A 23,583-nucleotide genomic window follows, 5' to 3' on the forward strand; every position below is an offset into this window, starting at 1 on the left:
GTCGTCGCCCCCCGGCCGCACGCGGCCATCTACGTGAAGCTCACGCTCGTCGCGCTGTTCTGGGGCGGCACGTTCATCGCAGGCCGGATCCTCGCCGCGACGATGTCCGCGACCTCGGCGGCCACCGGACGCTTCGCGATCGCCGCGCTGCTGCTGGTCGTGCTGACCTGGCAGGTCGAAGGCGGGCTGCCGACACTCAGCGGACGCCAGATCGTGACGACGTTCGGCCTCGGCGCGACCGGCATCTTCCTGTACAACGTGTGTTTTTTCGCGGCGCTCGCGCGGATGCCGGCCGGGCGCACCGCGCTGTTCGTCGCACTGAATCCGGTCGCCACCGCCGTGCTGCTGTCGGTCGTCGTGCGCGAACGCCTGTCGCTGTCGCGCTGGGCCGGCATCGCGGTCGCGCTGTGCGGCGCGCTGGTCGTGATCAGCCGCGGCGATTGGCTGCGCGTGCTGACCGATCTCGGCAATACGTTCGGCGCCGGCGAACGCTTCATGCTGTGCGCGGTGCTGAGCTGGGCCGCCTACACCGTGATCGGCCGGCGCGCGCTCGACGGGCTGTCGCCGCTCGCGGCCACCACGTACGCGGCGCTCTGGGGCCTCGCGCTGCTGCTCGTCGCGCACCTGTTCGACGCGACGGCGACTGGCGGCACGCCGCTGACGTGGCAGGCCGTCGCATCGATGCTCTATCTCGGCGCCGTCGGCACGGTGATCGCGTTCGTCTGGTATTCGCAGGGCATCCGCCTCCTCGGGCCGGCCCGCGCGGCCGTGTTCACCAACCTGGTGCCGGTGTTCGGCGTGCTGCTGTCGGTCGTGCTGCTCGGCGAGCCGCTGTCGCCGTCGATGCTGGCCGGCGGCGCACTCGTGATCGCGGGCGTCGCACTGACCAATCGCGCGAACCGCTGATGCGTCGGCGTGCGCCGCGTTCGGGGACGGATGCCGAATACCGGATGCAGGCGCCCGCCATGCCGTTGCGTGCTGCATACGTCGGGCCGATACGCCCCCCGATCTTCTCGCAGCCCCGCCAAAAACCGCCTATCGTGAATGAAGCGCCCCCGTTTGCCGCCGTTCGACCGTGCGTCGCCCGCCGCGGCAACGGCCTTGCGTTCCGGCGCCATTCACCGCGGTCGTCGCGCACGCTCGCCCGTGCACGCGATCGCGCCCGCCCACCGACTACCAGGAGGCACACATGAAAGCTGCGCTGCTCGTCAGCTCCGTCCTGCTCGCCATGGCGTCCGCCTCGGCCTCGGCCCAAGGTTCGATCACGAAAGTCGAGAACGGCGCGCTCGTCGCCGCCAACGGCATGACCGTCTACGCATTCGACAAGGACAAGCCCAACGCCGGCACCAGCGCCTGTACAGGCCCATGCGAAACCCTGTGGCCACCCTACAAGGCCAGCGCGACCGACGTACCGGTCGGGCCCTACACGATCGTCAAGCGCGACGACGGCAGCCCGCAATGGGCGTACAAGGGCAAGCCGCTGTACTTCTTCTCGAAGGACATGAAACAGGGCGAGCGCAACGGCGACAACTTCAAGAACGTGTGGCACGTGGTCGCGCCGTAAGCCTTCTTTCGCCGCCTTCCGCGCATTTCGCGAGGACGTAAAAAAGCCCGCCCCAGATCGTCGATCGGGGCGGGCTCCGGCCGCTTCGCACGTCGCACCGGCCGCATGCAGCCGGTGCGCGCGTGGGCTCAGCGGCTCGACGGGAAGCTGAACACCGTCCCCTCGCGCACGCCGGCCGACGGCCAGCGTTGCGTGATCGTCTTGCGCTTCGTGTAGAACCGCACGGCGTCCGGACCATAGGCATGCAGGTCGCCGAACAGCGAACGCTTCCAGCCGCCGAACGAGTGGTATGCGACCGGCACCGGCAGCGGCACGTTGATGCCGACCATGCCGATCTGGATGTTGTCGCCGAAATAGCGCGCAGCCTCGCCGTCGCGCGTGAACAGGCACGTGCCGTTGCCGTACTCGTGCGCATCGATCAGCGCCATCGCCTCGTCGAGCGACTTCAGGCGGATCACGCCGAGCACCGGCCCGAAGATCTCGTGCTGGTAGATCGGCATGCCGGGCTTCACGTTGTCGAACAGGCACGGGCCGAGGTAGTAGCCGCCGTCATGGCCGTCGACCTTCACGCCGCGACCGTCGACGACGAGCGTCGCGCCGGCTGCCACGCCCGCTTCGACGAAACCCGTCACCTTCTCGAAATGCTGCTTCGTGACGAGCGGGCCCATGTCGACGCCCGCGCCGCTGCCCGGGCCGACCTTCATCTTCTCGATCTCGGCCTTCAACCCCGCGACGACCTTGTCGCCCGTTTCGTCGCCGATCGCGACGACGAGCGGAATCGCCATGCAGCGCTCGCCGCACGAGCCGTACGCGGCGCCCATCAGCGCGTTCACCGCATTGCCGATGTCCGCATCCGGCATCACGACCGCGAAGTTCTTCGCGCCGCCGAGCGCCTGCACGCGCTTGCCGTGCGCGCAGCCGGTCGAGTAGATGTATTCGGCGATCGGCGTCGAGCCGACGAAGCTCACGGCCTTCACGCGCGGATCGGTCAGGATCGTGTCGACCGCTTCCTTGTCGCCATTCACGACGTTCAGCACGCCCGGCGGCAGGCCGGCCTCGAGCGCGAGCTCGGCCATGCGCAGCGTGGACGACGGCGTACGCTCGGACGGCTTCAGCACGAACGTGTTGCCGCAGGCGACGGCCATCGGCCACATCCACAGCGGCACCATCACCGGGAAGTTGAACGGCGTGATGCCGGCCGCGACGCCCAGCGCCTGGAACTCGCTCCACGAATCGATCGCGGGGCCGACGTTCTTGCTGTGCTCGCCTTTCAGCAACTCGGGCACGTAGGTCGCGTATTCGACGTTCTCGATCCCGCGCTGCAGTTCGCCCATCGCATCGGCGAGCACCTTGCCGTGCTCGGCCGTGATCAGCGCGCACAGCTCGTCGGCGTGTTCCTCGAGCAGCGTCTTGAAGCGGCTCATCACGCGGGCACGCTTCAGCGGCGGCGTGTTGCGCCACGCCGGGAACGCGGCCTGCGCGGACGCGATCGCGGCTTCGACGGTCAGCTTGTCGGCGAGCGCGACGCTCTTGTGCGATTCGCCGGTGGCCGGGTCGAACACCGGCTGGACGCGGCTGCCGCCGTCGACGCGCTTGCCGTCGATCAGGTGGCCGACGGTGGAAGTCACATTGCTGTCGTGTTTCATGTTTCGGGCTCTTTCGTGAATTCGGTTATCGCTGCGGGCGAGCGGTGGCTCAGTCCACTTCGTTCAGTGCGTCGGACAGCGCGTTGACCAGGTTGTCGATCTCGCGCTTCTCGGCGATGAACGGCGGCGCGAGCTGGATCGTGTCGCCGCCGTAACGCACGTAGAAGCCCTTCGCCCAGCAGCGCATCGCGATCTCGTACGGGCGCCGTGCCGGCTCGCCCGGCAGCGCGGCGATCGTCAGGCCGGCCGCCAGCCCGTAGTTGCGGATGTCCGCGATGTGGCGCTGGCCCTTCAGCCCGTGCACGGCCGCCTCGAAATGCGGCGCGAGATCGCGCACGCGGGCCACCGCGTCTTCCTTCACCAGCAGGTCGAGCGCCGCGACGCCGGCCGCGCACGCGACCGGATGCGCCGAATACGTGTAGCCGTGCGGGAACTCGAGCATGTACTCGGGGCCGCCCGCGGCCATGAACATGTCGTAGATTTCCTTCGTCGCGATCACGCCGCCGAGCGGCTGCACGCCGTTCGTCACCTGCTTCGCGAAGTTCATGATGTCCGGCACCACGCCGAATGCGTCGGCGCCCGTCATCGCGCCGGCGCGGCCGAAGCCCGTGATGACCTCGTCGAAGATCAGCAGGATGTCGTGCGCGGTACAGATGTCGCGCAGGCGCTTCAGATAGCCCTTCGGCGGCACGACCACGCCCGCCGAACCGGAGAACGGCTCGACGATCACGGCCGCGATGTTCGACGCGTCGTGCAGCGCGATCAGCTCGAGCAGGCGGTCGGCCAGCTCGGCGCCGTGCTCGGGCATGCCGCGCGAGAACCTGTTCTCGGCCAGTTGCGTATGCGGCAGGAAATCGGCATCGAGGCCCTGACCGAACAGCTTGCGGTTCGGTCCGATCCCGCCGACCGAGATGCCGCCGAAGTTCACGCCGTGATACCCCTTCTCGCGACCGATCAGGCGCGTTTTCGTGCCCTTGCCCTTTGCGCGCCAGTACGCGCGGGCCAGCTTCAGCGACGTGTCGGCCGCTTCCGAGCCCGAACCCGTGAAGAATACGTAGTCGAGGCCGGCCGGCGTCAGCTCCTTGATCTTGTTGGCAAGTTCGAACGATTTCGGATGGCCGAACTGGAAGGCCGGCGCGTAGTCGAGCTGCGCGACCTGGCGGCTCACGGCCTCGACGATTTCCGTGCGGCCGTGACCGAGGCCCGTGCACCAGAGGCCCGACAGGCCGTCGAAGATCTTGCGGCCTTCGGCGTCGGTGTAATACGCGCCCTTGCCGGACACGATCATGCGCGGATCGGCCTTGAACTGACGGTTGGCCGTGAACGGCATCCAGTGCGCATCGAGCCAGGCGGCGTCGGTGCGGAGGTTCGTGTCGTCGTGCTGGGCGGTGGTGATGTCGGTCATGTCGGTCGGCGCGGCGCGCCCCTCCTCCTTGTGATGATGTTGCACATTGTCGGGACGACAATTAGTCTTTTGAATATCGCAATATCAATGTTCACTTGCTCAACTATGCAAGCAAAGAAACCGAAGAGCCGCGCGCTGCTCGGGCAGCTCAGCGACATGGATCTCCGTCTGCTGCGGGTCTTCAAGGGCGTCGTGCAGTGCGGCGGGATGGCGGCGGCCGAACTGGAACTGAATATCGGCATCTCGACGATCAGCCGGCACGTGAAGGATCTGGAAACGCGGCTCGGCCTCGTGCTGTGCCGGCGCGGCCGCGCGGGCTTCACGCTGACGCCCGAGGGGCAGACGGTGTACGAGGAAACGCTGCGGCTGCTCGCGTCGATGGAAGCATTTCGCAGCAGGATCGACGGCATTCACGACCGGATGGGCGGAGAACTGCACATCGCGGTATTCGACAAGACGGCCACCAACGCGAATGCCCGCCTCGGCGACGCGATCCGCCAGTTCGCCGACGAAGCGCCCGACGTCGCGCTGAACCTGCACGTCGCGTCGATCAACGAGGTCGAGCGCGGGATCATCGACGGCAGTTACCAGGTCGGGATCATTCCCGTGCACCGCAACTCGGGCAGCCTCGTGTATTCGGAGCTGTTCGACGAACGGATGCTGCTCTACTGCGGCCGCCAGCATCCGCTGTTCGATGCGCCGCACGGCAAGCTTACGTGGACGACGATCCGCAACCACGCGTTCGCCGGGCTGGGTTTCCATTCGCCGAACATGGAGCTGAGCCATCGCGCGAAGCTCACCCGCAGCGCGACCGCGTCGGACCAGGAATCGATCGCAACGCTGATTCTGTCGGGCCGCTATCTCGGCTTCCTGCCCGATCACTATGCGGAGAGTTTCGAAAACAAGGGGCTGATGCAGCCGATCGCGCCGCACCGGTTCAATTACCGTTGCCGGTTCGTGAGCCTGCTGCGGCGCTCGCCGCGGCCGTCGCGGGCGGCGCTGCTGTTCCAGTCGTGCCTCGACGCCGCGCATGCGGCGGCACGGCCGGCGGCGTAGCGGCGGCTTGCGGTCCGGTCAGGCGGCGTCGCCGCCCGTACGCGGCTGTGCCCGCTTGCGCGCGACGAAATGGGTCGCGACGAGCGCGGCCGCAAAGCCGGACGCCGCGCCGACGCCGAGCGCCCAGCGCGGGCCGAGATGGTTTGCCACCCAGCCGGCCACCGGCGCGCCGATCGGCGTGCCGCCCAACGCGACCGCGAGGCGCAGCGCCATCACGCGGCCGCGCATCGCCGGCTCGGTGGACAGCTGCATCAGGCTGTTGGTCGAGTTCATGAAGGTGATCGCGGCGATGCCCGTCAGCACCAGCGCCGCGGCGAACGACCAGTAGCCGGGCGCCAGCGCGGCGAACGTGCAGCCGAGCCCGAACAGCGTCGCGCCGATCCACAGATGACGAAACCGCGGCTGCTCGCGGCGCGCGGCGAGCAGCGCGCCCGAGATCGTGCCGACCGCCATCATCGACGACAGGAACCCGAACCCGCGCGCATCGACGTGAAACACGCTGGCGGCCATCGTGGAAATGAACAGCTGGAAATTGAGCCCGAACGTGCCGATCAGGAACAGCATCACGAGGATCGCCGTCAGGTCCGGGCGACGCCACACGTAGCGGAACCCGTCGAGCAGGCTGCTGCGCGCGCGATCCGCCCGCACGTTCGCGCGCAGTTCGTCCTCCCGCAGCCGCGACAGCGACGCCAGCACCGCGAAGAAGCTGAGCCCGTTCGCGAGGAACGCCCAGCCGGTGCCGACCGATGCGATCAGGAACCCGGCCGCCGCCGGGCCGACCATCCGCGCGGCATTGAACGACGTCGAATTGAGCGCGACCGCGTTCGCGAGCTCGCGGTCGCCAACCAGTTCCGCGACGAAGGTCTGCCGCACCGGCGCGTCGAACGCCGACGCGCAGCCGAACAGGAACGCGAACACATAGACGTGCTCGAGCCGCACGGCGCCGGTGACCGTCAGCACGCCGAGCACGAGCGCCAGCGCGCCCATCAGCGCCTGCGTCGCCATCAGCAGCTTGCGCTGGTCGAAGCGGTCGGCCGCGTAGCCGGTCCACGGCAACAGCAGCAGTTGCGGCCCGAACTGCAGCGCCATCACCGTGCCGACCGCCGAGGCATCGTGATGCGTGAGTTGCGTGAGGACGAGCCAGTCCTGCGCGGTGCGCTGGATCCACGTGCCGATGTTCGACACCAGCGAGCCGATCGCCCACACGCGATAGTTGAAACTGCGAAGCGAGCGAAATACGCCCGCGGCCGGCACGCTCATGGCCGCTCCCGGTCCGGCTCGTTGCCGCCGTGCAGCGCGCCGAAGCGCCGCGCGAGGAACAGGCCGAGCACCAGGATGCCGAGGCCGAGCGCCGCGGCGTCGGCCGTGCGCTTCAGGTCGAAATCGCCGACCCGGCACACGAGCGCATACGCGATGACGAGGTTCACGACGCCCCACACCACGTTCACGGTGGACGACGACAGCCCGCGGCCGGGCGGATTCGCGAACGGCGTCTGGAACGGCTCGCCGCGCAGCCCGCTGACGAGATGCGGCACGACGTTCGCGAGAAACGCACCGCCGAAGAAGTACGACACGAGAGGCAGGAAGTTCATGCGCGGATTGTCCTTGCGGCGAGTGGATCGGAGCGGTTCACTGACGCGCCGGGTCCTGGAATTCGGCGAGCCGCTGCAGCAGTTTCACGGCCGCCGCGAGCTCGGCCTGTTCCGCCGCCGACAGTTGCGCGTGCAGCGCGCGGAACAGCCAGTCGTCCTTGGCCGCGCGGTTGGCTTGCAGCACCTTGCGGAAACCGGGCGTGAGCGCGATCAGCGTCTGCCGGCCGTCGCTCGGATCGGGCGCGCCGGCGACCGCGCCGAGCGCCTCGAGCGTCGCGACCGTCACGCGCATCGATTGCGGGCGCACGCTTTCGGCACGCGCAAGCGCCGACACGGTCGCCGGGCCGTCGCGGTCGAGCCGCAGCAACACCGATTTCTGCGAGGACGTGAGGTCGTTCGGATGGGTCTGTTCCCGCAGCCGCCGCATCAGCTTGCCGACCGAGATGCGGAGTTCGCCGGCGAGACCGGCCAGCGGGAGTGGGTCGGGGGGAGACGATGGTGCGTTCATGAATTCAAGATAGCACATCGACAGTCAAACTGTACAGTTTGACTGTATATTTCACCGTGTAAGGATCGCCCCCGCCGTGCCGGCCTTCGCCGCAGCGCCGCCTCCGTTCGGCCGCGTGATCCGGCTCTGCGATAATGCGGGCTTCTTTCCGTTTCCGCTCCGCCTTCCGCCATGACGCAGCCGTCCGCCCCGCTCTCCACCGACCTGCCGCCGATCTCCTGCCTGCCCGGCGACGCGCTGCCGTGGCTGCCGATGAGCGCCGACCTGCCGGGGCTCGCGATCAAGTACCTGCACATCAATGCGGCCGAGGACACGCTGACCGCGCTGCTGAAGATGCCGGCCGGCGGCACGCTGCCGCGCCATCGTCACGACGGCGAGGTGTTCGTCCATACGCTGCAGGGTGCGTGGCGTTACCGCGAATACGACTGGATCGCGCACGCCGGCTCGACGGTGCTCGAACCGGCCGGCTCGGTGCACACGCCGGAAACCCTCGGCGCGCCGGGCGAGGACGTGATCACGCTGAACGTGATGCGCGGCGACCTCGTGCTGCTCGACGACGACGGCCGCGAAACGGCGCGCGAGAACTGCCGCGTCGCGCTGCTGCGCCAGCGCAAGCATGCGCGTACGGCGCCGGATGCGGCCACGGCGTTCGTCACGCGATAAGACACGCGGCGGCGGCGCGACGCGATTCGCATCGCGCCGGCTCCCGTCACGCCTGAACCGCGCGAGCGCCCTGCGGCCCAGGTTTCCGCCGAGCGGCCTGCCCGCCCGTTACCGGAAACGCCGGAAAAACCGCCGAATATCGTCGGCGAGCAAGTCCGGCTCCTCCAGCGCCGCGAAATGGCCGCCGCTCGGCATGTCGGTCCACTGCACCACGTCGAACACGCGTTCGAGCAAACTGCGCGGCGGACGGCTGATCTCCTTCGGAAAGCGCGCGAAGCCGACGGGCGCCGCCACGCGTTGCCCCGGCGCGAAGCGCATCGGCTGCAGCCGGTTTTCCCAATACATCTGCATCGACGAGCCAATGCAGCCGGTGAACCAGTAGAGCGATATGCCCGTCAGCAGCGTGTCGTGCGAAAACCGCCGCGCGACGTCGCCGTCGCAATCGCTCCACGTGCGGAATTTCTCGGCGATCCAGGCGGCCAGCCCGGCCGGCGAATCGTTGAGCGCGACGGCCAGCGTCTGCGGTTTCGTCGCGTGCACGTGCGCGTATCCGCCTTCCATCGCGACCCAGTCGGTGCGCTGCTTCAGGAATGCCTGCTCTTCGTCGGTCAGCGGCGCGGCCGGGTCGATCGCCGGCTCGTAGCTGCCGGGCAGGTAGTTCAGATGGACACCGTCCACCCTGTCGGCATGTTGCGCGCCGAGCGCCACCGACACGGCCGCGCCGATATCGCCGCCCTGCGCGCCGAAGCGTCGATACCCGAGGCCGGCCATCAACCCGGCCCAGCGATCGGCGACCTGAAACGCCGACATGCCGGGGGCCGCCGGCGCCGGCGAGAACAGGAAACCGGGCAGCGAGGGCACGACCACGTCGAACGCGTCGTCAGGATCGCCGCCGAATGCCGCCGGATCGCACAGCCGATCGAGCAGCGCATCGAATTCGAATACGGAGCCCGGCCAGCCGTGCGTGATGACGAGCGGATAAGGTGTCGGTCCCGCGCCACGTCGATGGATGAAATGCACGCGCTGCCCGTCCACGTCCGCGACGAACTGCGGCAGCCGGTTCAGCGCACGCTCGAGCGCACGCCAGTCGAAGCCCCCGGCCCAGTACGCGACCAGCTCGCGCAGCCATGCGCCGTCCACTCCCTGCTGCCAGGGCTCGGCGGGGGTCAGCGTCGGCGGGCGCGCGTCGCGCAGGCGCCGGCGCAGATCATCGAGCGCTTGATCAGGTATCGCAATGTCGAACGGTACGGCGTGCATCGTGTCTCCTCGCGAAGCATGTCGACGAGATTCTGCGCGCTTTTTCCGACTCGCGCCGGCGGCGGGCGGCCGCGCTCGTCAGCCCGTTTCCCGCGCGTCGCGCCGCAGCGCCTGCGGCGGCACGCCGAACCCGCGCACGAACGCCTCGCGCATGTGCCGGCGGTCGCGAAAACCGTTCTCCTGCGCGATCACGTCGAGCGGATGGCGGCTCTGTTCGATCATCAGCCGCGCCGCTTCGAGCCGCAGCCGCTCGATCGCCTTCGCCGGCGACTGTCCGGTTTCGAGCGTAAATATGCGGCTGAACTGGCGCGGGCTCAGGTGCACGGCCTCGGCCAGATCCTCGACGGTCAGCGCGCGGCCGAGGTTTTGCCGCGCGTAGTTGAGCGCGTTCTGGATCCGGTCGGATTTCGGCGCGAGATCGAGCATTTCCGAATGCTGCGACTGGCCGCCGGCCCGGCGCTGGTGCATCACCAGCTTGTGCGCGACCGACCGCGCGGCATCGGCGCCGAGATCCTTTTCCACCATGGCGAGCGCGAGATCGAGCCCGGCCGTCATCCCGGCCGACGTCCAGATCGGGCCGTCGACGATATAGATCCGGTCGTCCTCGACGCGAATCTCCGGGTAATGCCGCTGCATGTCGCGGCCGAACGCCCAGTGCGTGGTCGCGCGACGCTGCGCGAGCAGCCCGGCCTCGGCCAGCACGAACGCCCCCGTGCAGATGCCGGCGATCCGCCGCGCACGCGTACTCGCGCGGCGCAGATAGGCGACGACGCCGGCCGGCGCCGGCGCGGCGAGCGGATCGTTGACGCCCGCGACGATCCACGTGTCGACGCCGATCCGCCCGCGCAGCGCGCGCGTGGCGACCGGCAGCCCGAGCGACGAGCGCACGTCGCCGCCGTCGACCGAATAGTTGTCCATCGCGTAGAACGGCTTCTCCAGACCCATGTTCGCGTACTCGAACACCGACTGCGCGGCGAGCGCCATGATCTGGAAGCCGTCGCTGATCAAAAAGCCGATTCGGTGCATGTGCGTCCTCCGGTCCCGTGTCGATCGCTGCGATGTCCGGAATCATACCCATCTACGTCATTTGTGTCGAAGCGCTTCGAGGCCAGAATGCTTTCACGCCATCCGGCCATCCTCACCGAAACGGAGTACATCATGACGCAAGCCCATCGCGGTACCGCCCTCATTACCGGCGCGTCGTCGGGCATCGGCGCCGTCTACGCGGACCGCCTCGCGCGCCGCGGCTACGACCTGATCCTGGTCGCGCGCAGCCGCGAGCGCCTGAGCGCCCTCGCCGAGCGCATCACGAACGACACGCAGCGCAGCGTCGAGATCGTCGACGCAGACCTCAACGACCGCGCGGCGCTCGCCGCCGTCGAGGCCAAGCTGAAACAGGACGCGAGCATCACGCTGCTGGTGAACAACGCGGGCATCGGCACGCATGCGCCGCTGCTCGACAGCGACGTCGACGCGATGACGCGGATGATCGACCTGAACGTGACCGCGCTCACGCGCCTGACCTATGCGGCGGTGCCCGGCTTCGTCGCACGCGGCCGCGGCGCGGTGATCAACATTTCGTCGATCGTCGCGATTTCGCCGGAAACGCTGAACGGCGTGTACGGCGGCAGCAAGGCGTTCGTGCTCGCGTTCAGCCAGTCGCTGCATCACGAGCTCGCCGGCAAGGGCGTGCAGGTGCAGGCCGTGCTGCCCGGCGCGACGGCCACCGATTTCTGGCAGACGGGCGGCCTGCCGCTCGAGCACCTGCCGAAGGAAATCGTGATGACCGCGCACGACATGGTCGATGCGGCGCTGGTCGGGTTCGAGCGCGGCGAACTCGTGACGATCCCGTCGCTGCACGCGGGCGACGAATGGGACGCATACGAGGCCGCGCGCCGCACGATGGCGCCGCACCTGTCGGCCGATACGCCCGCGCCGCGCTACACCGCGGCGCGCTGATTGCCGGCGGGACCCGCGTCGCGCGGTGCGGCACGCACGCCCAGCAGCATCGCGACCGCGCACGCGGCCAGCAATCCGGCGATCATCAGCATCGCCGAATCCATGCTGCCGGTGCGCGTGCGGATCACGCCGACGATCCACGGCGTGATCATCCCGCTCGATACGCCGATGCTGCTGATCAGCGCAATGCCGCCTGCCGCACCGGCACCCGCGAAATACGCGGACGGCACGGCCCAGAACACCGGATGCGCGGCGAAGATCAGCATCGCCGCGATCGACAGCAGCGCCATCATCGCGACGATGCTCGGCAGATGCAGCGTCAGCAACGCGAGCGCCACCGCACCGCCGAACGCGCATGCGGCGAAATGCCGGCGGCGTTCGCGCTTGCGGTCCGAGCGCCGCGCGATCGCGATCAGGCCGGCCGCGCCGATCGCATTCGGCACGATCGACAGCAGGCTGATGTGAACCACGTCGTGAATGCCGAATTCGCGAATCATCAGCGGCATCCAGAACAGCAGCATCAGCAGCGCGGTCGTCAGCGAGAAATAGATGAACGCGAACAGATAGGTGCGCGGCTCGGCCAGCACCTGCCGCAGCGACGAAGCCGCGTGCGCGGGTGCCTCCGCGCGATCGGCAGCGAGGTCGGCCGCGAGCCGCCGCCGGTCGTCGTCGGACAGCCAGCGCGCGTGTTCGGGGCGGTCGCACAGCCAGAACCATGCCATCACGCCGAGCACGAGCGCCGGCGCGCCCTCGATCGCGAACATCCATTGCCAGCCGTGCAGACCGAGCACGCCGGACATCCCGCGCATCAGCCAGCTCGACAGCAGTCCACCGACCATCCCGGCCACCGCGACGCCCGCATAGAAGATCGACAGCACCGACGCGCGACGGCGCGCGGGATACCAGTACGTCAGGTAGAACACGACGCCCGGGAAAAAGCCGGCCTCGAAAAGCCCGAGCAGGAAGCGCAGCACGTAGAACTGTCTTGCGCTGTCGACGGTGATCATCGCGACCGACACCGCGCCCCACAGGAACATGATCCGCGCGAACGTGCGTCTTGCGCCGAAGCGGCGCAGCAACGCGTTGCTCGGCACCTCGAACAGCACGTAGCCGACGAAGAACAGCACCGCGCCGAGGCTGTACATCGCGTCGGTGAGGCCGAGATCCTGCCGCATCTGCAACTGCGCGAAGCCGATGTTGCTGCGATCGAGGATCGACACGATGTAGCAGACGAACAGGAACGGCACGATGCGCATGCCGATGCGGCGGTACAGCGCGTCGTGGTCCGACGCACAAGGGCCGGACGCTGCGGCATGCGCGGCGTCTGCCGGGAGAGGGGCTGACATAGATCGTCTCCTCCACGGAGGTCAACAGGGAGCGGGCAGGACGTGCAACGCCGGTCGCCGCCGCCCGCCGACGGCGACCGGTCGAAGCCGACGTTCAGCCGCGCCGCGCGCCCTCACCCTTCACGCCGAGCATCAGCGCCACGCCGCTCGCCACCAGCAGCGCGGCCAGCAGGTACACGGCGAGATCCATGCTGCCGGTGCGCGTGCGGATCATCCCGATCACCCACGGACTGACGATGCCGCTCGTGATCCCGATGCTGCTGATCAACGCGATCCCGGCCGCGGCGGCATTGCCGGACAGGTAGCGGGTCGGCACGGCCCAGAAGATCGGCAGCGCGGCGAAGATCAGCGTGGCCGCGATCGACAGGCACGCGAGCATCGCCGCGAAGCTGTGCAGGTGCAGCGTCAGCGCCGCGAGCGCGAGGCCGCCGCCAATCGTGCAGCACGCGAAGTGCTTGCGGCGTTCGCCGGTGCGGTCCGAGCGGCGCGCGATCAGCACCAGCCCGACCGCGCCCACCGCATTCGGCACGACCGTGTAGAGGCTCACGGCGACGACGTCGGTCACGCCGAAGTCGCGGATCATCAGCGGCATCCAGAAGTTGAGCGTCAGCGACGCGCAGGTCAGCGAGAAATAGATGAACGCGAACAGATACACGCGCGGATTCGCGAGCGCGGTCATCACGCTGCGGCCGTCGTGCGCATTGCCGTGTGCGCGGCCTTCGGCGCACAGCGCGGCAACGCGCGCCTTTTCGTCGGACGTGAGCCACGGCGCGTCCTGCGGCCGGTCGACGAGCAACGTGAACGCAACGAACGCGAGCAGGATCGCCGGCGCCCCTTCGATCGCGAACATCCATTGCCAGCCGTGCAGCCCGAGCACGCCGCTCATGTCGCGCATGATCCAGCCGGACAACAAGCCGCCGAGCACACCGGCCACCGCGACGCCCGCGAAGAACACCGAGATCGCCGCCGCACGCCGGTTCGCGGGGAACCAGTAGGTCAGGTACAGCACGATGCCGGGGAAGAAGCCGGCCTCGAACACGCCGAGCAGGAAGCGCAGCACGTAGAAATGCGACGGCTGCGACACGAACATCATCCCGGTCGACGCGAGGCCCCACAGCAGCATGATCCGCGTGAACGTGCGGCGCGCGCCGAAGCGCGCGAGCAGCATGTTGCTCGGCACTTCGCAGCACACGTAGCCGACGTAGAACACCGCGGCGCCGAGGCCGTACATCGCATCGCTGAAGCCGAGATCGTGCTTCATCTGCAGCTGCGCGAAGCCGATGTTGATGCGGTCGAGAAACGACACGACGTAGCAGAGGAACAGGAACGGGACGATCCGCCACGCGATCTTGCGGAACAGCAACGCGTCGCTGAAGGCGGATGCGGAAGTCGGCGCCGACGCGCTCGCGTGCGCGAGCGTCGCTTCGGCGGGAAGCGATTGGGGCATGTCTCTCTCCAAACGGGCCGCGCGATGTCGAGCGCGCGGCAGTCTCCGAGGGCGTGCATGCGCCCTGCTTTCTTGTGAGACCGGATACGGTTGCCGGCACCGCGGCGCGATGCCGCCGCGACTGCCGCAACCTTCAGGGAAACGGCGAGGCGATCATGTGAGCGCCGCCCCGCCGCCGTGTGCCGCTCAGTCCTGCAGCGCGGCCCACATGTCCTTGTCGCGCTGCGCGGTCCAGATGCGCGGATGCGCGATGCCGCTCGCTTCGTCGAACGCACGCGACACGTCGAACGGCAGACAGTGCTCGTAGATGAACACGTGGCCGAACTTCGGATCCATCGCTTCGCGCGTGAGCGCCATCGCCGCCTTCAGGTCGAGATTGCGCTCGACGGCCTTGCGGCCCTGCGCGAGCAGCGTCGTGACGAAATCCTTCGTGTAGTCGAGGCCCTTGTTCACTTCCGCCGGATTCAGCAGCGCGGGGCCGCGGCCCGGCACGAGCTTCTCGGCGCCCAGCGCGCGCAGCGCCTCGAGCGTGGCCGGCCACTGTTCGAGCTGCGCGTCGCCGCAATAGCACGCGGCGTCGTATTCGACGAGGTCGCCCGAGAACAACACCTTCTGCGACGGCAGCCAGACGATCGTGTCGCCCTTCGTGTGGCCCGAGCCGACGTGCATGATCTTCACTTCGAGCTTGCCGAGGAACAGCGTGATCTCGCGCTCGAACACGAGCGTCGGCCAGGTCAGGCCCGGCACCGTCTCGACGCCGGCGAACAGGCGCGGGAAGCGCTCGATCTCCGACTTCATGTCGGCCTCGCCGCGCTCGACGATCATCTCGTACGTGCCGCGGCTCGCGATCACGTGCTGCGCGCCTTCGTCGAAATACGCGGACGCGCCGAGCACGCGCACCGCGTGGTAGTGCGACAGCACCACGTGCTTGATCGGCTTGTCGGTGACGCTGCGGATCTTCGCGATCAGGTCCTGCGCCATCGCGGGCGTCGCGGTCGTGTCGACGATCAGCACGCTGTCGTCGCCGATGATCACGCCCGAGTTCGGGTCGCCTTCGGCTGTGTACGCGTAGGCGTTCTCGGACAGCTTCGTCCAGGTGACTTTCTTCTCTTCCAGATCGGCTTGGGAGGCGAATGCTTTGGCCATTGTGCGTTCCGTGGCTGCGAGCCATGTGTTGAGGGGTGTCAGCGGATCATCTGCCCGTGCCGAATATTTGTCAATGGCAAACGTGCTTGTTATTGTCTAATACGGGTAAACCTGCGGGCTGGCGCGAGAAATGGCGTCGGATACCATGCGGGGTTTCGTCAACGGAAGAATCATCGCGTGCAGAACCACGAAGTCAGCGCGGACGATGCGCCGCCCAAGGCGCAGCGCGGCATCCAGAGTGTCGAGGTCGGCGGCCGGCTGCTCGACGCGCTCGCGCGCCGGCGCAAGCCGCTCGGGCTGTCGGAGCTGGCCGCGGCGGCCGATCTCTCCACCGCTCAGGCGCACACCTATCTCGTGAGCCTGACGCGACTCGCGCTCGTGAAACGCGACGCGCTCACCGGCAACTACGAGCCGGGCCCGCTGTCGCTGCGGCTCGGGTTGATGTCGATCGAGCGCCAGCCGGCCTACCGCGCGACGCTTCCGCACGCGGTGCGGCTCGCGGAAACGGTCGGCCTGAGCGTCGCGCTGTCCGTGCCGGGCGTGCTCGGCCCGACGATCGTGCGCATCGAGCACGGCGGCTATCCGTTGCACGTGAACCTGCACGTCGGTTCGGTGATGTCGCTCGACACGACGGCGACCGGCCGCGTGTTCCGCGCGTTCGGCGACGCCGCGCAACTCGATGCGATGGCGGCCAGCCAGGCGGGTGCGGGCGATACGCTCACCGGTGCCGAAAGCGAGTCGGTCGCATCGGACGCCGGTGCGCAACCCGCCGAACTCGACGCGATCCGCATGCGCGGCATCGAACGCAGCATCGACCGGCCGAGCCCCGGCGTCAGCGGGATGTGCGTGCCCGTTTTCGATGCGCAGGGGCGCCTGCAACTCGCGTTGACGGTGATCGGTTCGACGGGATCGATCGATGTCGACTGGGACGGCCCGATCGCCGTGGCCTTGCGCGACGCGGCGCGGCAGGCGACCGCGTCGCTCGGCGCCGCAGGTGCGGACCCGGCGCCGGCGTCCGCGCCCGCGCCGGCCGCCGCGCGCGTACCGCCCGCGCTGGCCGACGACGCAAAAGCGCAGCGCGGGATCAATGCGCTCGACAGCACCGGCGAGTTGCTGCTCGCGCTGGTGTCGGCGGGCCGCGCGCTGCCGCTGCGCGATCTCGCGACGGCGGCCGGCATGCCGGCCGCGAAGGCGTTTCCCCATCTGGTCAGCCTGCAGAAGATCGGCCTGCTGAGCCGCGACGACGCCGGCTGCTTCGACGGCGGCCCGCTCGCGCAAGCGCTCGGCCTGATCGCGATGCAGCGCGTGTCGCCGACCCGCGATGCGGAAGCCGAGATCGTCGCGCTCGCCGGCGCGACCGACATGAGCGTGGCCGCCGCGACGCTCGGGCCGCTCGGGCCGACCGTGATCCGGCTCGAAGAATCGGCGCGGCCGCAGCACGTGAGCCTGCAGGTCGGCACCGTGATGTCGCTCGTCAATACGGCGATCGGCCGGATTTTCGCGTCCGGCATGTCCGACGACGTGCTGGCCGACCTGCTCGCCAACGAGCCGGTGCGCCTCGCCGGCGCGCACGCCGCGCCGGACGATGCGGCCTTCCGCGCCCGGCTCGCCGCGATCCGCGCGGACGAACTCGATTTCGCGTTCGACGCGCCGGTGCCCGGCATCGGGACGATCGCCGCGCCCGTATTCGATCACACCGGCAGCATCCGGCTCGTGATCGCGATCATCGGCTCGTCGCGCGGCTTCCCGCGCGGGCCGGACAGCGCGCTGGCGCAAGCGCTGCGGGCCGCGACGCGGCGGCTGTCGTGGCGCTTCGGGTGGATCGGCCGGTAAGCGCACTTTTTTTCCTACGCCCGACTTCGTTGTTTCTCCACGCAAGGCCGTGCCGGCACGGCCTCGTCACGCCTGCCCGGCGTGCCCGGGTGGCCGACATTCATGTTGCGCAGCAGCAACACAAATTGTCAGTAATTCTCATATAACGAAATCGCATTTCACAAGACGGTGCTGCTTCGCTATGATTAGGGTTATCCCTAACTCGCCACCTATATGGGGCTTCGTCATGCAAACGTCTAATGTCTCCGATCGTTCCACCCAATCCACTGGCTGGCTCGCACGTGTTGGCGAGCTGCTGGCAGAGGCCTGGGCGCTCCACCTCGAGAACTGCGAAGTCATCGCTGAAGCACACGCGCGTCTGCCGCGCTGAGCGAACGGCCGGCCGGCTGACGCGTTTGCGCTGACGCACGCCGACCGCGGCGGTCGCGCGGCGTACCCGACGGGCGCGCCGGGCATGTAGAAAGAGGCCGGGGTTCATCCTTCCCGGCCGGATACGCGCACCGCATCGGAAGCGTTTCAAGGTCGTCTCGAGGCCGTGTTTCAGGCCGAGACCGGCGCCGATTCGTGTCGGCGCGGACCGTCAGCCGGTTGCGGCCCGGACGGGATGCCATTCTTCTCGACTTGCGCGCGCTTGCGCCGGGCCATGCCGGACGGAAGATTCATCCGTTTTTGTGCCCGGCGGGCCGTCTGCCCAGCACGCCCTTCCTGTCAACCGTTCGCCGGCTTTCCTCCGCGCCTGCGTCCGATCGCACCCGCCGTCGCTGCAGCGACGGCCGTGCGCCCGTCTCCGCTCCCTCACACCTGAATCGAAGGCACGTCCTTCATGCATCGCAGCGCGAACATCGAGCGGCTGTGGCGGATGCTCGAAATCCGGTACAGCTTTTCGCGCAGGAAGCGCTCGTAGCCGGCCGTGCCGTCCACCGCGACCTTGATCCAGTAGTCGTACTCGCCCGACACCAGATACGCCTCGAGCACCTCCGGCAGCGCCGCCAGTTCGGCGCCGAAGCGCGCCAGCGCGTCGTCTTCATGGCGATCGAGCGTGACTTCGAGGATCACGATGTCCGCGTAGCCGAGCTTGCGCTGGTTGACCAGCGCGACATAGCCGTCGATGTAGCCGTCGAGTTCGAGTTGCCGCGTGCGGTTCCAGCAGGCGGTGGTCGACATGCCGATCTGTTCGGCCAGTTCGGCGTTCGACAGGCGCGCATTTTTCTGCAATGCCCCCAGGATCTTGCGGTCCTGATTGTCGAGCGTTTTCGGCGTGCGTTCGCGGGTAGCCATGATGAGAAGAATCTTCTACTGAAAATCGGCATTCTATCTGAACGGTATTCCGGTTTCAGGCGCGTTTTGCTGGAAAACAGGAAGCCTTTTAACCAGGCCGCTTGATACATTTTCTCCATGCCTGCTGCCCGGCACGCTCCCCGCGACAACCCCTCGCAGCGGGACGCACGGCCGCAATCACGAGTTGCGGTGCCGGCCGGCAGGCATGCGATTCCCCGCCGCCCGCACGCCTATCCGACCGCGTGCGGGGCCGGTGCCTGCTTCCCCGTTCCTGCCCGTCCGTCATGTCGTTCAAGCTTTATCTGTCGTTCCTCGCCGCTTCCGTCGTCCTCATCTACGCGCCCGGCCCCGTCAACCTGCTCACGATGAACCAGGCGCTGCGCACCGGCTGGCGCCGCGCGCTGCCGTGCGTCTGGGGCGGCACGCTCGCCGTGCTGCTGCAACTCGCGCTGACCGCGCTGTGCCTCAATTCGCTGGTCCACCTCGACGAACACGCGCTGACCGTGCTGCGCTGGGCCGGCGCCGCGTATCTCGTCTGGCTCGGCGGCAAGCAATGGCTGAGCCGCGCGCCGGCCGGCGCAGCCGCGGCACCGGCCGACGTCGACGCGGGAACGGCGATCGCCGCGCCGGACGCCGACTCCGGACGCGCGCTGTTCTGGCGCGGCGTCGCGACTTCCGGGCTGAATCCGAAGACGCTGCTGTTCTTTCCGTCGTTCTTTCCGCAGTTCATCAGCCCGACTGCCGACTGGAGCCTGAACCTTCAATACCTGCTGCTCGCCGCGACGTTCGCGCTGCTGTTCGCGGGCGGCGTCGCGTCGATGGCGCTGTTCTCGCACCGGCTGAGCCGCGCGCTGCAGCGGCCGGCGCGGATGCGGGCCATGAACCGCGTGACGGGCGGGCTGCTCGTCGGGATGGGCGCGATCATGGTCGGCTGGAACTGAACGGCCGGCGTGCCGGCTCCGTCGCGGCGACCATCGGGCCCCGCGAAAAAGCAGCCGAACGCCGAATGCTTTAGGGTAGCGGCTGGTTCGTTGGACATGCCCTGCCGGGCGACTGAATGAAGCACGTCACTACCCGCCTGCGGCGCCTGTTCGCGCCGATCGGCCTGCACTGGTATCTCGCCCTCCTGCTCGCGCTCGATGCACTCATGGTGCTGCGCCCCGTCGTCGAACACGCGCGGCTCGGCCTGCATCGCGCCTGGCTCGCCGATGCGCTGAACCTCGTCGACAACATGGGGCTCGTCGTGCTGCCGCAGGTCGTCGTCGCGGCCGGCCTCGCGACGATGGCCATCGGCATCGTGCTGCGCGCCCGCGTCGCGTGGGTGCTGTCGATCCTGCTGCTGGTCGCGGCGGCCGCCATCAGCGTGCTCGGCGGCTATCGCAGCCACGCGGTGTTCGTCTATACGGCCGTGCTGGTCGTCGCGCTGCTGTACTACTGGCGGCACTTCGACCGCGCGAGCATCGCTGCCAGCAGCCTGTTCGCGTTGCTGAGCATCGTGTCGCTGCTGATCTACGCGACCTTCGGCGTGCTCTATCTCGGCGACGAATTCACGCCGCCCGTCCACGATCTCGCCACCGCCGTCTATTTCTCCATCGTATCGATGTCGACCGTCGGCTACGGCGACATCGTCCCGCACGCGCCGACCGCACGCCTGTTCACCGCGTCGGTGATCGTGCTCGGCATCACGGTGTTCGCGACGTCGATCAGCGCGGTCGTCGGCCCGGTGATCGGCGGCAATCTGAAACGGATCGTCAAGGGAGGCATTTCGAACGTGATCCGCAAGCATCATTTCCTGATCGTCGGCGCGACGCCCGTCGCGCATGCGGTGCACGACGGGCTGCGCAAGCGCGGCTACGCGGTGACCGTCGTCGTGCCGGCCGGCGTCGAGCACAACTATCCGGCCGCGACCGACCTGATCGTCGGCGATGCGACCGACCATGCGGTGCTGGAGAGCGCCGGCGCGGCGACCGCCCGCGCGGTGCTCGCGCTGCGTTCGGACGACGCCGAAAACGCATTCATCATCCTCGCGATTCGCGAGATCGCACCGTCGGTGCGCACGGTCGCGCTCGTGAACCAGCAGCGCAACCTCGAACGGCTGCGGCTGTTGAAGCCCGACATGGTGTTCTCGCCGCAGCAGCTCGCGGGCGAACTGCTCGCCAGCACGCTCAACGACGAACCGGTCGACAAGTCGGTGATCTCGCACCTGCTGTTCGGCACGACGGATGCCGCATGAGATCGTGAGCCGATGACCGCGTGACCGGAGCCGGCCGCCGCATGGCCGGTACAATCGCGCGATGTCCGAATTGCTCACTTACGGCGGCCTGTTCGCCGTGTCGATGGTCGCCGCGACCCTGTTTCCGCTCCAGTCCGAAGCCGTGCTCGCCGGCCTGCTGCTCGCCGGGCGCGAACCCGCGTGGGCGCTGGTGCTGGTCGCGAGCGTCGGCAACGTCGCCGGCTCGGCGATCAACTGGGCGCTCGGCCGCGGCATCGAGCATTTTCGCGAGCGCCGCTGGTTTCCGGTCAAACCGTCCGCGCTCGCGCGCGCCGAGCGCTGGTATGCGCGCTACGGCCGCTGGTCGCTGCTGCTGAGCTGGGCGCCGGTGATCGGCGATCCGCTGACGATGATCGCCGGCGTGCTGCGCGAGCCGCTGCCGACCTTTCTCGTCATCGTGACGATCGCGAAAGTCGGCCGCTATCTGGCCGTCGCGTGGCTCGTCACGCACTGACCTCCGCTTCCCCTTCGCCCGCCTGCGGGCCCGTGATCCGCGACATCCGCTAAAGATTTCGCGAAAGTTGCCGTATTAACGGGACCACGAGCGGTGACGCGTGCGTTCCGCCTCCTCTCACTCCCACTCAGGATGTCTCATGAGAATGACCCAATTGGGCCGAGTGAGCGTCGGCGCGCGTCTGGCCGCGCTCGCGTGCGCGCTCGTCGCCTTGCTGTTTACCGTGTTTGCGTGGACGCTCGCCCATTTCGCCGGCCAGCAGCTCGCCGATGAAGCGCATCAGCGGATCGCCGACAAGGAGCAGTCGATCCGCGCGATGGTCGACCTGTTCGACCAGGCATTGAGCGCCGAAGCCAACCGCTCGATGTCGCTGTTCGCGAGTTTCCTGCCGGCCGATTTCACGCTCGACCCGGCGCGCATCGTCGATATCGGCGGCGTGGCCGCGCCGACCCTCCTCGCGGGCGGCCAGCCGCTCGACCTCGATTACTCGATTCCCGACCAGTTCCTGAAGAAAAGCGGCGCGATCGCGACGATCTTCGCGCGCGACGGCGACGATTTCGTGCGCATCACGACGTCGCTGAAGAAGCAGGACGGCGCGCGCGCCGTCGGCACGAAGCTCGACCGCGCCGGCCCCGCGTATGCGCCGCTCGTCGCCGGGCGCAGCTACACGGGCCTCGCGAAGCTGTTCGGCCGGCCGTACATCACGCAGTACAAACCGGTGACCGATGCGGGCGGCCGCGTGATCGGCGCGCTGTTCGTCGGCCTCGACATCGGCGCCGAGCTCAAGCTCGTCGAAGACGGCATCCGCGCACTGAAGATCGGCGACAACGGCTACTACTTCGTGCTCGATGCATCGCAAGGTCCGTCGCGCGGCACCTTCGTCGTGCATCCCGATGCGGCCGGCCAGCGCGCCGACGACACGCGTGCGCCCTACGCGCAGATGCTGGCGACCGGCGAAGGCCGGCTCGCGTACACGTCGACCGATCCCGCCGCGCACGACGGCGGGCCGAGCGCGAAATTCGTGTCGTTCACGACGATTCCGCAGTGGCAATGGCTCGTCGGCGGCGTTGCGCTCGACGACGAGCTGCTTGCCACCATGCGCGCCACCCGCAACCGCTTCCTGATGATCGGCGCCGTGCTCGTCGCGGCGTTCGCGACGCTGTTCGTCATCGTCGTGCGACGCGTGGTGAGCCGGCCGCTGGAAGCCGCCGCGCGCGCGTCCGAACGCTATGCGGCGGGCGACCTCAGCGTGCGCATCCGCGACGGCGCGGGCGGCGCGCCCGGCGGCACGGGCAACGACGAGATCGGCCGGCTCGTGCAGGCGGTCGACGGGATCGGCGACGGCCTCGCGCGGATCGTCGCGCAAGTGCGCAACAGCGCCGCCGACATCGCGCACGGCACGGTCGGCATCGCGGCCGGCAGCGGCGACATCGCCGCGCGGATCGCGACGCAGGCCAGCAGCGTCGAACAGACGGCCGCCAGCATGGAGCAGATCACCGCCGCCGTGCAGCAGAGCGCCGAGCACGCGGCGCAAGCCAACGCGCTGGTCGCGGACGCGTCGGCCGCCGCGACGAACGGCGACGCCGCGGTGCAGCGCGTGGTCGCGACGATGGACGACATCGGCCGCGCGACGCGCCGGATCGCCGAGATCACCGGCGCGATCGAAGGCATCGCGTTCCAGACCAACATCCTCGCGCTGAACGCGGCCGTCGAAGCCGCCCGCGCGGGCGAACACGGCAAGGGCTTCGCGGTGGTCGCGGCCGAGGTGCGCGCGCTCGCGCAACGCAGCGCGGCCGCGGTCAAGGAGATCGACGCGCTGAGCACCGAATCGTCGACGACCGTCGAACAGGGTTACCGGATCGCGGACGCCGCGCGCGGCACGATGCGCGACATCGTCGCGCGGGTCGACCAGGTGCGCACGCTGATCGGCGAGATCAGCGCCGCGTCGCGCGAGCAATCGACCGGCATCGAGCAGGTGAACCTGGCCGTCACGCAGATCGGCGACGCGACGCAGCAGAATGCGCGGCTGATCTCGGATGCCGAGCGCGCGGCCGTCGCGCTGCGCGACCAGGCCGCGCAACTGTCGGACGCGGTCAGCGTGTTCCGGCTCGAACGCGACGCGTGACCGACGGCGGGCGATCGGCCGCGGCCGGGCCT

The 23,583-nt window shown here is 68.7% G+C and carries 21 protein-coding genes; 10 read left to right on the forward strand and 11 right to left on the reverse strand.

The window, feature by feature from the left end:
* On the forward strand, positions 1-906 hold a 906-nt coding region (locus H0X91_RS13390), incomplete at its 5' end, for a DMT family transporter (RefSeq protein WP_230877940.1).
* 283 nt (positions 907-1,189) lie between these two features.
* Positions 1,190-1,564, forward strand: a complete 375-nt coding sequence (locus H0X91_RS13395; RefSeq protein WP_006479101.1) for a COG4315 family predicted lipoprotein — start codon at positions 1,190-1,192, stop codon at positions 1,562-1,564.
* Between the two features lie 128 nt (positions 1,565-1,692).
* Here H0X91_RS13395 and H0X91_RS13400 read toward each other — a convergent pair whose 3' ends face one another.
* Both H0X91_RS13400 and H0X91_RS13405 read right to left on the reverse strand, forming a co-directional pair.
* Positions 1,693-3,210, reverse strand: coding sequence for a CoA-acylating methylmalonate-semialdehyde dehydrogenase (locus H0X91_RS13400; protein ID WP_006482837.1), 1,518 nt, complete (start codon positions 3,208-3,210; stop codon positions 1,693-1,695).
* Between the two features lie 49 nt (positions 3,211-3,259).
* A complete protein-coding gene (locus H0X91_RS13405; protein WP_058903087.1) occupies positions 3,260-4,615 on the reverse strand; it encodes an aspartate aminotransferase family protein in 1,356 nt (451 codons plus the stop codon).
* 105 nt (positions 4,616-4,720) lie between these two features.
* Here H0X91_RS13405 and H0X91_RS13410 point away from each other — a divergent pair, with 105 nt between their 5' ends.
* Positions 4,721-5,671, forward strand: coding sequence for a LysR family transcriptional regulator (locus tag H0X91_RS13410; RefSeq protein WP_006494919.1), 951 nt, complete (start codon positions 4,721-4,723; stop codon positions 5,669-5,671).
* An 18-nt stretch (positions 5,672-5,689) separates the two neighbouring features.
* Here H0X91_RS13410 and H0X91_RS13415 read toward each other — a convergent pair whose 3' ends face one another.
* From H0X91_RS13415 to H0X91_RS13425, 3 genes are read right to left on the reverse strand one after another with little or no spacing between them, the layout of a single operon-like run.
* On the reverse strand, positions 5,690-6,931 hold the full coding sequence (locus H0X91_RS13415; RefSeq protein WP_048985517.1) for an MFS transporter: 1,242 nt from the start codon (positions 6,929-6,931) through the stop codon (positions 5,690-5,692).
* Entirely contained in the window at positions 6,928-7,263 is a 336-nt protein-coding gene (locus tag H0X91_RS13420; protein WP_006482655.1) for a hypothetical protein, read from the reverse strand. The genes H0X91_RS13415 and H0X91_RS13420 overlap by 4 nt, the downstream gene beginning before the upstream one ends.
* Before the next feature lie 37 nt (positions 7,264-7,300).
* Positions 7,301-7,789, reverse strand: coding sequence for a MarR family winged helix-turn-helix transcriptional regulator (locus H0X91_RS13425; protein WP_249189473.1), 489 nt, complete (start codon positions 7,787-7,789; stop codon positions 7,301-7,303).
* A gap of 153 nt (positions 7,790-7,942) precedes the next feature.
* Here H0X91_RS13425 and H0X91_RS13430 point away from each other — a divergent pair, with 153 nt between their 5' ends.
* A complete protein-coding gene (locus H0X91_RS13430; protein ID WP_034202382.1) occupies positions 7,943-8,434 on the forward strand; it encodes a 2,4'-dihydroxyacetophenone dioxygenase family protein in 492 nt (163 codons plus the stop codon).
* Between the two features lie 108 nt (positions 8,435-8,542).
* Here the strand turns inward: H0X91_RS13430 and H0X91_RS13435 are convergent, their stop codons facing one another.
* The gene (locus tag H0X91_RS13435) at positions 8,543-9,691 is read right to left on the reverse strand and encodes an epoxide hydrolase family protein (protein ID WP_058903085.1); all 1,149 of its coding nucleotides are present in this window, start codon (positions 9,689-9,691) and stop codon (positions 8,543-8,545) included.
* A 78-nt stretch (positions 9,692-9,769) separates the two neighbouring features.
* Positions 9,770-10,717 (reverse strand): GlxA family transcriptional regulator, encoded by a 948-nt coding sequence (locus H0X91_RS13440; protein WP_058903084.1) that lies wholly within the window; start codon positions 10,715-10,717, stop codon positions 9,770-9,772.
* A 132-nt stretch (positions 10,718-10,849) separates the two neighbouring features.
* Between H0X91_RS13440 and H0X91_RS13445 the strand changes: the two genes are divergently transcribed.
* Positions 10,850-11,650 carry an SDR family NAD(P)-dependent oxidoreductase gene (locus H0X91_RS13445; protein WP_034203351.1) on the forward strand — a complete coding sequence of 267 codons (801 nt, stop codon included), beginning with the start codon at positions 10,850-10,852 and terminating at the stop codon, positions 11,648-11,650.
* On the opposite strand, the gene H0X91_RS13450 is transcribed toward H0X91_RS13445, so the two are convergent.
* The 3 genes from H0X91_RS13450 to H0X91_RS13460 form a co-directional block, all read right to left on the reverse strand.
* Positions 11,632-12,996 (reverse strand): MFS transporter, encoded by a 1,365-nt coding sequence (locus tag H0X91_RS13450; RefSeq protein WP_196433088.1) that lies wholly within the window; start codon positions 12,994-12,996, stop codon positions 11,632-11,634. The genes H0X91_RS13445 and H0X91_RS13450 overlap by 19 nt on opposite strands.
* Positions 12,997-13,090: 94 nt before the next feature.
* Positions 13,091-14,443: an MFS transporter gene (locus H0X91_RS13455; protein WP_034202385.1), complete on the reverse strand. Its 1,353-nt coding sequence runs from the start codon at positions 14,441-14,443 to the stop codon at positions 13,091-13,093.
* Between the two features lie 186 nt (positions 14,444-14,629).
* Positions 14,630-15,589, reverse strand: coding sequence for an MBL fold metallo-hydrolase (locus H0X91_RS13460; protein WP_006482658.1), 960 nt, complete (start codon positions 15,587-15,589; stop codon positions 14,630-14,632).
* A 177-nt stretch (positions 15,590-15,766) separates the two neighbouring features.
* Between H0X91_RS13460 and H0X91_RS13465 the strand changes: the two genes are divergently transcribed.
* On the forward strand, positions 15,767-17,422 hold the full coding sequence (locus H0X91_RS13465) for an IclR family transcriptional regulator (protein WP_058903081.1): 1,656 nt from the start codon (positions 15,767-15,769) through the stop codon (positions 17,420-17,422).
* 795 nt (positions 17,423-18,217) lie between these two features.
* On the opposite strand, the gene H0X91_RS13470 is transcribed toward H0X91_RS13465, so the two are convergent.
* Positions 18,218-18,700 carry an Lrp/AsnC family transcriptional regulator gene (locus H0X91_RS13470; RefSeq protein WP_006479115.1) on the reverse strand — a complete coding sequence of 161 codons (483 nt, stop codon included), beginning with the start codon at positions 18,698-18,700 and terminating at the stop codon, positions 18,218-18,220.
* Between the two features lie 284 nt (positions 18,701-18,984).
* Here H0X91_RS13470 and H0X91_RS13475 point away from each other — a divergent pair, with 284 nt between their 5' ends.
* The 4 genes from H0X91_RS13475 (at position 18,985) to H0X91_RS13490 (ending at position 23,551) form a co-directional block, all read left to right on the forward strand.
* Positions 18,985-19,641 carry a LysE family translocator gene (locus H0X91_RS13475; RefSeq protein ID WP_006481932.1) on the forward strand — a complete coding sequence of 219 codons (657 nt, stop codon included), beginning with the start codon at positions 18,985-18,987 and terminating at the stop codon, positions 19,639-19,641.
* Positions 19,642-19,757: 116 nt separating this feature from the next.
* On the forward strand, positions 19,758-20,933 hold the full coding sequence (gene kch / locus H0X91_RS13480) for a voltage-gated potassium channel protein (protein ID WP_006481934.1): 1,176 nt from the start codon (positions 19,758-19,760) through the stop codon (positions 20,931-20,933).
* Positions 20,934-20,994: 61 nt separating this feature from the next.
* Positions 20,995-21,426, forward strand: coding sequence for a YqaA family protein (locus H0X91_RS13485; RefSeq protein ID WP_048985523.1), 432 nt, complete (start codon positions 20,995-20,997; stop codon positions 21,424-21,426).
* Positions 21,427-21,565: 139 nt separating this feature from the next.
* Positions 21,566-23,551, forward strand: coding sequence for a methyl-accepting chemotaxis protein (locus tag H0X91_RS13490; RefSeq protein WP_058903079.1), 1,986 nt, complete (start codon positions 21,566-21,568; stop codon positions 23,549-23,551).
* Positions 23,552-23,583: the final 32 nt, after the last annotated feature.

This window comes from Burkholderia sp. 9777_1386 (assembly GCF_015712265.1).
Taxonomy (GTDB): Bacteria; Pseudomonadota; Gammaproteobacteria; order Burkholderiales; family Burkholderiaceae; genus Burkholderia; species Burkholderia cenocepacia.

Excerpts from the sequence above, each read along its gene's own strand:
- H0X91_RS13395 (WP_006479101.1), top strand. The coding sequence starts at position 1,190 with ATGAAAGCTGCGCTGCTCGTCAGCTCCGTCCTGCTCGCCATGGCGTCC.
- H0X91_RS13400 (WP_006482837.1), bottom strand. The coding sequence starts at position 3,210 with ATGAAACACGACAGCAATGTGACTTCCACCGTCGGCCACCTGATCGAC.
- H0X91_RS13405 (WP_058903087.1), bottom strand. The coding sequence starts at position 4,615 with ATGACCGACATCACCACCGCCCAGCACGACGACACGAACCTCCGCACC.
- H0X91_RS13410 (WP_006494919.1), top strand. The coding sequence starts at position 4,721 with ATGCAAGCAAAGAAACCGAAGAGCCGCGCGCTGCTCGGGCAGCTCAGC.
- H0X91_RS13415 (WP_048985517.1), bottom strand. The coding sequence starts at position 6,931 with ATGAGCGTGCCGGCCGCGGGCGTATTTCGCTCGCTTCGCAGTTTCAAC.
- H0X91_RS13420 (WP_006482655.1), bottom strand. The coding sequence starts at position 7,263 with ATGAACTTCCTGCCTCTCGTGTCGTACTTCTTCGGCGGTGCGTTTCTC.
- H0X91_RS13425 (WP_249189473.1), bottom strand. The coding sequence starts at position 7,789 with ATGTGCTATCTTGAATTCATGAACGCACCATCGTCTCCCCCCGACCCA.
- H0X91_RS13430 (WP_034202382.1), top strand. The coding sequence starts at position 7,943 with ATGACGCAGCCGTCCGCCCCGCTCTCCACCGACCTGCCGCCGATCTCC.
- H0X91_RS13435 (WP_058903085.1), bottom strand. The coding sequence starts at position 9,691 with ATGCACGCCGTACCGTTCGACATTGCGATACCTGATCAAGCGCTCGAT.
- H0X91_RS13440 (WP_058903084.1), bottom strand. The coding sequence starts at position 10,717 with ATGCACCGAATCGGCTTTTTGATCAGCGACGGCTTCCAGATCATGGCG.
- H0X91_RS13445 (WP_034203351.1), top strand. The coding sequence starts at position 10,850 with ATGACGCAAGCCCATCGCGGTACCGCCCTCATTACCGGCGCGTCGTCG.
- H0X91_RS13450 (WP_196433088.1), bottom strand. The coding sequence starts at position 12,996 with ATGTCAGCCCCTCTCCCGGCAGACGCCGCGCATGCCGCAGCGTCCGGC.
- H0X91_RS13455 (WP_034202385.1), bottom strand. The coding sequence starts at position 14,443 with ATGCCCCAATCGCTTCCCGCCGAAGCGACGCTCGCGCACGCGAGCGCG.
- H0X91_RS13460 (WP_006482658.1), bottom strand. The coding sequence starts at position 15,589 with ATGGCCAAAGCATTCGCCTCCCAAGCCGATCTGGAAGAGAAGAAAGTC.
- H0X91_RS13470 (WP_006479115.1), bottom strand. The coding sequence starts at position 18,700 with ATGGCTACCCGCGAACGCACGCCGAAAACGCTCGACAATCAGGACCGC.
- H0X91_RS13475 (WP_006481932.1), top strand. The coding sequence starts at position 18,985 with ATGTCGTTCAAGCTTTATCTGTCGTTCCTCGCCGCTTCCGTCGTCCTC.
- kch (WP_006481934.1), top strand. The coding sequence starts at position 19,758 with ATGAAGCACGTCACTACCCGCCTGCGGCGCCTGTTCGCGCCGATCGGC.
- H0X91_RS13485 (WP_048985523.1), top strand. The coding sequence starts at position 20,995 with ATGTCCGAATTGCTCACTTACGGCGGCCTGTTCGCCGTGTCGATGGTC.
- H0X91_RS13490 (WP_058903079.1), top strand. The coding sequence starts at position 21,566 with ATGAGAATGACCCAATTGGGCCGAGTGAGCGTCGGCGCGCGTCTGGCC.